Below are 8,241 nucleotides of genomic sequence, written 5' to 3' on the forward strand. Positions count from 1 at the left end.
GGGTAAGACGGGCATGTTTATGCAAGTTCATCCGGGGCTCCTGGAAGGCTGTGTTGGTCGCGCTTCCAGAATTCCGGGAACGCCCCGGATGAACAACCTACTGAGAGATCACAGCTAGGCGTAGCTAAAGGATAACCAGGCCAAGACTAGTTGCTGGCCAGCAGTGAACCTTGCACGTATCGATGGTCGAACCGGCTGCTCGGTGTGTGGCCCATTCGGTTTCCACGCCGGCACCAACCAGCCAAAATGGCTGCTGTTCCCCCACCCGCCGCTCGTCCACGTCGAGCCGCTCGATAGCAAGGATCGCCCATGAGCTTTTTCCGCAAGTTGTTCGGCCTCACCTCGAAACCGTCCGCCGAGGTTGAATCGTCCGCTGTACAAACCGCCGAGATGCCTGACGGCACCCGTGCCGCCGAGGCGGCCAACCTGGTCGCTCGTGAGGCCAGCGCCGAGTGCCTGGACCGCCATTGGCAGCGAGTCGGTGCTGTCGAGCAGGACGTGCTCGGCTACCTGATCAGCCCCAGCTTCACCGGCGGCCCGCAATGGCCGTCGACCCGACAGGCCTACCGCGTGGTACGGCGTGGCGATTCCATCCTCCTGGCAACCGAAGGTCTGTCCGACCCGTTCGATGATGTGGAAGGCATGGGCAACGGCTTCGAGATGGAGCTGTTTCTGGAAACCGCCGACATTCCCGAACAAGCGCGGGGCAAGTCGGGCGAGGTCGACCCGCTCAAGTACAGCTGGAGCTTCGAGCTGCTCCAGCACGTGGCCGGTACGGTCGCGGACGCAGGTGGCATCGTCGGGCAGATCGAGCAGCACGGCGTGCTGTCTCTGGAACTGCCCGGCGTGAGCCAGTCGCATCATATCGGCGAGCAACTGACCGCGCACTTCGTCAGTGCTGACGATACCGTCGGCGTATTGCTTGGCGGCCCGGCACCCGACTTCCCAACCCGCCTGGACGACATGCCGCTGTCGCCTGTCAGCCTGATTCCCGTGGTGCTGATCACCGCCAGCGAACTCGACTACGTGCGGGCCGGTGGCAGAGCCGCCCGTGAGGATCTGGTGCAACGCCTGCAGGCCGCAGGCATCGGCCATCGCAGCGATCTGCAGCGCGCCAGTGTGGTATGAACCGCGTGCCTCAGAACAGCGGCCGCGAGGCCAGTTCCAGGCCAAGCAGGATCAGGAACGCCATGAAGCACTGCCGAAAGCGCACGGGGCTGATCCGTGCGCGCAGCCGCTGGCCCAGCCACATGCCGAGCAACGCCGGGACGATGGCCGCGGCTGAGGTGCCGAGCTGGCTGACCTGAAAGGCGCCGTGCCAGTAGAGCCCGATGGCGAGCGCCAGGGTAGACACGCTGAAGGACAGGCCCAGCGCCTGCACCAGCTCGTCGCGGCTCAGGTTCAACGAGCCCAGGTAGGGCACCGCCGGCATCACGAATACGCCGGTCGCGCCGGTCACTACACCCGTTGCCAAGCCCACCACTGGCGATAACCAGCGCTCCAGCCGCGCCGCCACACGGAAGGCCGGTGCGAGCAGTGCGTAGAGCGCGTAGGCGATCAGCGCGATGCCCAGCCAGAACCCCGACCAGAGCGGATCGGCCACCACCAGCAAGGTCGAAGCGGCCAGCGTGCCGAGCACGATGCACAGCGTCATCGGCCACAGCCGGCGCAGCAGTGGCGCCAGTGCAGGGCCGCTGAACAGCTGCCAGAGGTTGGTCACGAAAGACGGCACGATCAGGATCGCCGCTGCCGCCGCAGGCGACATCAGCGTACCCAGCAGGCCCATGGCCACGGTCGGCAGGCCCATGCCGGTAACGCCTTTGACCATTCCCGCTGCCAGGAAGGTACCGGTCAGGAACAGCAGGTAGAACGTGGCGTCGTGCATGGGCAAGGCTCGATTGAGTGGTCGGTGCAATTGAAGCGCCTCGGGGGACTCGGCACAATGCGGAAAACTCAGTGCAGCCTTCGGCAAAACCGGAGGCAGAGAGGCCCCGATGCGACTCGATCTGGCAGATTTGCAGCTGTTTCTGTGCATCGCCGATGCCGGCAGCATTACCGCGGGCGCGCAGCGGGCGAACCTCGCGCTGGCCTCTGCCAGCGAACGGCTGCGCAAGATGGAAAGTAGCGTCGGAGTGGCCCTGCTGGAACGCCGCCCCCGTGGCGTGACCACCACCGAGGCCGGCGAGGCGCTGGCCCATCACGCGCGGCTGATACTGCGCCAGCAGGACACCTTGAAGGGTGAGCTGCAGGACTACGCAGCCGGCGCCAGAGGCACTCTGCACCTGTACGCCAATACCGCCGCGCTGACGGTGTTCCTGCCCAACCGGCTGGCGCCGTGGCTGGCCGAGCGGCCGCGCCTGCGCATCGAACTCAAGGAGCGCACCAGTGTGGATATCGTGCGCAACGTGGCCAGCGGCCTGGCCGAGGCGGGCATCGTGTCCAGTGCTGTCAGTGCCGAAGGCCTGCACCTGCAGCCGGTGGCCAGGGACCATCTGGTACTGGTCGCCGCGCCCCATCACGCGCTGGCCGACCGCCGCAGCCTGGCGTTCGCCGAGGTGCTCGGCGAAGCGTTCGTGGGGCTGGCCCAGGGTAGTGCGTTGCAGGATCACATCAACGAGCACGCGCGGGTGGCCGGTCGGCCACTGGATGTGCGCATTCGCATGAACAGCTTCGAGGCGCTTTGCCAGATGGTCGCCCATGGCATCGGCCTCGGCATCCTGCCGCTAGGTATCGCCCAGTTGCACAGGCGCCGGCATGGCCTCAGGGTGATCGCCCTTAGCGACGCCTGGGCCCGGCGTCAGCTCTGCCTGTGCTTCAGGCGCTGGAGCGAGTTGTCGATGCCGATGCGCAGCCTGTTCGAACATCTGGGCGGCCATCCCGGCGAAGGGATGGCCGCCCCGGCAGCCGTCAGCGGGTGACTTCGCCAGTGGCCTGGCTGGTGCCGTCGTTGGCTTCGGGCTTGAGGCCCTTGAGTTCGAAGCGCTTGATCTCGCCAACGATCACCAGGTAGCTGAACGCCGCGACGAAGGCATTGGCGCCGATGAACACCAGGGCCAGCTTGAACGAGCCGGTGGCAGCGATGATGTAGCCGATCACGATCGGCGTGGTGATCGACGCCAGGTTGCCGATGGTGTTGAACAGCCCACCCGAAAGGCCCGCGATCTGCTTGGGCGAAGTGTCCGACACCACTGCCCAGCCCAGGGCGCCGACGCCTTTGCCGAAGAACGCCAGGGCCATGAACGAGACCACCATCCAGTCGGCTTCCACGTAGTTGCAGATGATCATGCTCATCGACAGCAGCATGCCGGCCACGATCGGCGTCTTGCGCGCCACGCTCAGCGAGTTGCCGCGGCGCAGCAGAGCATCGGAAATCACCCCGCCCAGCACGCCGCCGATGAAGCCGCAGATGGCCGGCAGCGAGGCGATGATGCCGGCCTTGAGAATGGTCATGCCGCGTTCCTGCACCAGGTACACCGGGAACCAGGTCAGGAAGAAATAGGTAAGGGTGGTGATGCAGTACTGGCCCAGGTACACGCCGGCCATCATGCGATTTCTGAGCAGTTGCAGGATGTAGCCGAACTTGGGCCCCGAGTCCTGCTTCTTGCCGGCGGCGTCCAGGTCCACCAGGCCGCCGTTCTCGGCGATGTACTGGACCTCGGCCGCGTTGGCCATTGGGTGATCCTTGGGGTTGTGGATCACGTACATCCACACGATCGAGAACAGGATGCCCAGAGCGCCCATCACCACGAACACGTGCTGCCAGCCGAAGGTGTAGACGATCCAGCCCATCAGCGGGGCGAACAGCACGGTGGCGAAGTACTGGGCCGAGTTGAAGATGGCCGATGCGGTACCGCGCTCCTTGGTCGGAAACCAGGCTGCGACGATGCGCGCATTACCCGGGAACGACGGCGCTTCGGCCAGGCCTACCATGAAGCGCAGCAGGAACAGCACGACCACCGCACTGGCTACGCCGAACACGCCGATGTAGCCCTGCAGGAGGGTGAAGAAGGACCAGAGAAAGATGCTGCCGGCGTAGACGCGCTTGGAACCGAAGCGATCGAGCAGCCACCCGCCAGGGATCTGCCCCAGCACGTAGGCCCAGCCGAAGGCCGAGAAAATGTAGCCGAGTTCGATCGCGTCGATGCCCAGGTCCTTCTGGAGGCTTGAGCCGGCGATCGAGATCGTCGCCCGGTCCGCGTAGTTGATCGTGGTCACCAGGAACAGCATGAGCAGGATCAGATACCGGGCGCGAGTCTTCTTGACTGCTTGCATGGGGGAACTCCGATGTTTGTTTTTGTATGGATCGGTGAATTCTGTTTGCTGTTAACGTTAACAGATAGCGTTAACAGTCTAATTTGATAACGTTATCAGTGACTAGATATGTCTATAGATCTTTTCAGGCAGGAACGGTCACGGCGTTATGAAGAAAACGCCTAGAGGATCATCAGGGGAAATTTGCGGGCGACAGGGGAGAGCGGCGAACCGATCAGGTGCTCTCGCGCTCCAGGATCTCGAAACTGGTATCGACCTGGGCCTCACCGCTCACGCCTTCGAGGCGACGCAGCAACGCTTCGGCGACCTGGCGGCCCATCTCCTGGGCGTTGACGCTGACCGTCGACAGGGCGGGGTAGGCGAACTGGCCATTGGAGATGTTGCCGAAACCGAGCACGGCCAGCTCGTCGGGCACGGCGATCTTGCGGCTGGCCGCTTCAGCCAGCACGCCCAGGGCGACGGTGTCCGAGCTGCAGAACACGATGTGCGGCCGCGCACCCGCGTCGAGCAGCGCCGCCAGGCCGCGGCGGCCCACTTCCCAGGTCGCCTCGCTCGGGAAGATCTGCTGTTGCACGTCGGCAGCCCCCAACGCCTGCAGGCGTGCGATCAGGCTGTGACAGCGGCGCATTGCTCGGGGGTCGTCGATGCCTACCACGGCCCACTGGCGATAGCCCTTGGCATGGAAGTGCTCGGCCACGGCAACGCCGACCTGCTCGTGGGAAAAGCCGACCTGGGTGTCCAGCAAATCGTCGCTCAGGTCCCAGGCCTCGACGACCGGGATGCGCAGCGAGGCGAGACGCGAGCGGATGTTGGGGGTGTGCAGCGTGCCGGTCAGCACGATGCCGTCCGGGCGCCGGCCGAGAGTGGCGTCGAGCAGCAGCTCTTCGTTTTCAGGGGAGTAGCCGGTGGGGCCGACCAGCGACTGGTACCCGGCGGCGGACAGCCTGGCGATGATCGCCTGCACGGCGATCGAGTAGATCGAGTTGGCGATGGTGGGTAGCAGGATGGCCACCAGGCGGCTTTTTCGGGTGGCCAGGGCGCCAGCCATGATGTTGGGCACGTAGCCCATGGAACGGACGATTTCGAGCACGTGCTCGCGGGTGGCCTCGTTCACCAGCTCGGGGCGCTGGATGGCGCGCGAAACGGTCATCACCGAGACACCGGCCTTGAGCGCCACGTCTTTCACAGTAACCGGCGACTCGCCACGATTGCCGTTGTTCCTAGCTGACTTGCGGGCCACTTCACTCCCTTAATCCCGATGCGTGCCCGCGCATTATGCGGGCCTGACGGGGCTTTTACCACGCACGTCATCGGCATCATGCGTCGGGGCGACGAGTCGCGCTGCACGCGCCTCCCGACAGGCTGGCTGGCGCTCCACCAATGCCGCCGCGCGGCCGTCGATGGCGCCTCTCCACGCCGCAGCAAGCCCTAGAAAAATACGGTTTTTTTACGCGCCTGCGGTTTTTTCAGAATCGATAATTTACAGCCATCCCAACGAGACTTTTCGCACCACGGGATCCCCCGTATCCGAGGAGTGAAAGATGAACGTTCTCGATGGGCTATCGCTGCTTCTGGTTGCCGGCCTCTTCGTCTACCTGCTGCATGCGCTGCTCCAGGCAGGCCGGGAGTGAATGCCATGACGCTACAGGACCTGATTCTGCTGGCCGCCTTCTTCGCGTTGGTGCTGATACCCGCGCCACTGCTGGGCAAATTCATCTACAAGGCGATGGAGGGTCAGCGCACCTGGCTGCAGCCGATCTTCGAGCCGGTCGAGCACTGCATCTACCGCTGTGCCGGCATCAAGCCGGGCCAGGGTCAGAGCTGGAAACAGTACGCCGGTGCGGTGCTGATGGTCTCGGCACTGAGCCTGCTGGTGCTCTTCGCGCTGCTGATCGGCCAGGGCCTGCTGCCCCTGAACCCGCAAGGCCTGCCGGGCGTCGAGTGGACGCTGGCCTTCAACACCGCCGCCAGTTTCGTCGGCAACACCAACTGGCAGGCCTACAGCGGCGAAGCCACCCTGAGCTACCTGAGCCAGATGGCCGGCCTGACCGTGCAGAACTTCGTCAGCCCGGCAGTCGGCCTGGCGATACTCGCCGCACTGGCCCGTGGGATCAGCGCACGCTCTTCGCACAGCCTGGGCAATTTCTGGGTCGACCTTACCCGCGCGACGCTCTATGCGCTGTTGCCGCTGAGCACCCTGCTGGCGCTGTTCCTGGTCTGGCAGGGCGTGCCGCAGACCTTCGATGCCTACGTCAACGCCAACACGCTGCAGGGCCAAGAGCAAAGCATTCCGCTCGGCCCGGCCGCCAGCCAGATCGCCATCAAGCAGCTGGGCACCAACGGCGGGGGCTTCTTCGGCGTCAACTCGGCGCACCCGTTCGAAAACCCGACGGTATGGAGCAATCTGTTCCAGGTGGTCTCGATTCTGCTGATACCCGCTGCGCTGCTGTTCACCTTCGGCCATTACGTCAAGGACATGCGCCAGAGCCGCGCCTTGCTGGCCTGCATGCTGATCCTGTTCGTGGCCGGCCTGGGCGTCGCGCTCTACGCCGAATACCAGCCCAATCCGGCGCTCGCCGGCCTGCCGGTGGAGCAGGCGGGGTCGCTGGAGGGCAAGGAGAGCCGCTTCGGCGTTGCCGCCTCGATTCTCTGGGCGGTGACCACCACGGCGGCTTCCAATGGCTCGGTCAATGCCATGCACGACAGCCTCAGCCCGCTGGCCGGCATGGTCGCCCTGTTCAACATGATGCTCAGCGAAGTGATCTTCGGCGGTGTCGGCGCCGGCCTCTACGGCATGATGCTGTTCGTGCTGATTGCCGTGTTCCTGGCCGGCCTTATGATCGGCCGCACGCCGGAATACCTGGGCAAGAAGCTCGATGCCCGCGAGGTGCGTCTGCTGGTCGCCACGCTGATCGTGATGCCCGTGGGCGTGCTGGTGTTCTGCGCCCTGGCGGTCGGCCTGGCCGGGCCGGCGGCATCCATCAGTAACCCCGGGCCACATGGGTTCAGCCAGGCGCTGTACGCCTACACCTCGGCCACTGCCAACAACGGTTCGGCGTTCGGTGGCTTCAGCGCCAACACGGCCTTTCACAACCTGATGCTGGGCTTCGCCATCCTGCTGGGGCGCTTCGGCTACATCCTGCCGATCCTGGCGATCGCCGGCAGCCTGGCGGCCAAGAAGCAGGCCCCGCTTGGGCCGAACAGCTTCCCCACCCATGGCCCGCTTTTCGTGACCCTTCTGACCCTGACCATCCTGCTGGTCGGCGGCCTCACCTTTTTACCCGCCCTGGCGCTCGGCCCGATTGCCGACCACCTCGGCGCGGCCCTGTAAGGCGGAACGAACATGAACATGCATACTCAGGCGCCCATACGCGCTGCTGCTGCCACCACGGTCCGTGCGCTGTGGCGCCCGGCCTTGAAACAAGCCTTCTTCAAGCTCGACCCACGCCAGCTGACGCGCTCACCGGTGATGCTCACCGTGGAGCTGACGGCGCTGGTCACCACCCTCCTGTGCGTCATTCCCAGCGATGCCGTGAGCACCGGCTTCACCCTGCAGATCGCCCTGTGGTTGTGGTTCACCGTGCTGTTCGCCAACTTCGCCGAGGCCCTTGCCGAAGGCCGCGGCAAGGCCCGTGCGGACAGCCTCAAGTCCGGCAGCGAAGGCCTCACCGCCCGCTACCTGACGCCCCACGGCTACTTCGAACACGTGCCGGCCTCGCGGCTGCGCAAGGGTGATGTGGTGCGCGTCGATGCCGGCGAGCTGATCCCCGGTGACGGCGAGGTGATCGAAGGAGTCGCGGCGGTCAACGAGGCGGCCATCACCGGCGAGTCGGCACCAGTGATTCGCGAGTCCGGCGGTGATCGCTCGGCAGTCACCGGCAACACCCAGGTGGTCTCCGACAGCCTGATGATCCGCATCACCGCCAACCCCGGCGAGTCGACTCTGGATCGCATGATCGCCCTGGTCGA

The 8,241-nt window shown here is 65.1% G+C and carries 7 protein-coding genes and 1 pseudogene; 5 read left to right on the top strand and 3 right to left on the bottom strand.

The window, feature by feature from the left end:
- Positions 1–309 precede the first annotated feature (309 nt).
- A complete protein-coding gene (locus tag BVH03_RS06480) occupies positions 310–1,128 on the top strand; it encodes a suppressor of fused domain protein (protein ID WP_075960409.1) in 819 nt (272 codons plus the stop codon).
- A gap of 10 nt (positions 1,129–1,138) precedes the next feature.
- On the opposite strand, the gene BVH03_RS06485 is transcribed toward BVH03_RS06480, so the two are convergent.
- Positions 1,139–1,885 (bottom strand): sulfite exporter TauE/SafE family protein, encoded by a 747-nt coding sequence (locus BVH03_RS06485; protein WP_075960410.1) that lies wholly within the window; start codon positions 1,883–1,885, stop codon positions 1,139–1,141.
- Positions 1,886–1,994: 109 nt separating this feature from the next.
- Here BVH03_RS06485 and BVH03_RS06490 point away from each other — a divergent pair, with 109 nt between their 5' ends.
- Entirely contained in the window at positions 1,995–2,918 is a 924-nt protein-coding gene (locus BVH03_RS06490; protein WP_075960411.1) for a LysR family transcriptional regulator, read from the top strand.
- On the opposite strand, the gene BVH03_RS06495 is transcribed toward BVH03_RS06490, so the two are convergent.
- Complete coding sequence (locus BVH03_RS06495) at positions 2,908–4,272, bottom strand: MFS transporter (RefSeq protein ID WP_075960412.1); 1,365 nt, start codon at positions 4,270–4,272, stop codon at positions 2,908–2,910. The two genes, BVH03_RS06490 and BVH03_RS06495, sit on opposite strands and share 11 nt — an antisense overlap.
- 214 nt (positions 4,273–4,486) lie before the next feature.
- Positions 4,487–5,512 (bottom strand): LacI family DNA-binding transcriptional regulator, encoded by a 1,026-nt coding sequence (locus BVH03_RS06500; RefSeq protein ID WP_075960413.1) that lies wholly within the window; start codon positions 5,510–5,512, stop codon positions 4,487–4,489.
- 301 nt (positions 5,513–5,813) lie between these two features.
- On the opposite strand from BVH03_RS06500, the gene BVH03_RS06505 reads away from it, so the two are divergent.
- The 3 genes and pseudogenes from BVH03_RS06505 to BVH03_RS06515 form a co-directional block, all read left to right on the top strand.
- On the top strand, positions 5,814–5,903 hold the full coding sequence (locus BVH03_RS06505; protein WP_070885670.1) for a potassium-transporting ATPase subunit F: 90 nt from the start codon (positions 5,814–5,816) through the stop codon (positions 5,901–5,903).
- A 5-nt stretch (positions 5,904–5,908) separates the two neighbouring features.
- Entirely contained in the window at positions 5,909–7,603 is a 1,695-nt protein-coding gene (kdpA, locus tag BVH03_RS06510; protein ID WP_075960414.1) for a potassium-transporting ATPase subunit KdpA, read from the top strand.
- A gap of 12 nt (positions 7,604–7,615) precedes the next feature.
- Positions 7,616–8,241 (top strand): annotated as a pseudogene (locus tag BVH03_RS06515) (potassium-transporting ATPase subunit B); the annotation flags it as partial.

It is taken from the genome of Pseudomonas sp. PA15(2017), from assembly GCF_001945395.1.
In the GTDB taxonomy this organism is placed as follows: domain Bacteria; phylum Pseudomonadota; class Gammaproteobacteria; order Pseudomonadales; family Pseudomonadaceae; genus Aquipseudomonas.

Coding starts and splice junctions, on each gene's coding strand:
- BVH03_RS06485 (WP_075960410.1), bottom strand. CDS start 1,885: ATGCACGACGCCACGTTCTACCTGCTGTTCCTGACCGGTACCTTCCTG.
- BVH03_RS06480 (WP_075960409.1), top strand. CDS start 310: ATGAGCTTTTTCCGCAAGTTGTTCGGCCTCACCTCGAAACCGTCCGCC.
- BVH03_RS06495 (WP_075960412.1), bottom strand. CDS start 4,272: ATGCAAGCAGTCAAGAAGACTCGCGCCCGGTATCTGATCCTGCTCATG.
- BVH03_RS06490 (WP_075960411.1), top strand. CDS start 1,995: ATGCGACTCGATCTGGCAGATTTGCAGCTGTTTCTGTGCATCGCCGAT.
- BVH03_RS06505 (WP_070885670.1), top strand. CDS start 5,814: ATGAACGTTCTCGATGGGCTATCGCTGCTTCTGGTTGCCGGCCTCTTC.
- kdpA (WP_075960414.1), top strand. CDS start 5,909: ATGACGCTACAGGACCTGATTCTGCTGGCCGCCTTCTTCGCGTTGGTG.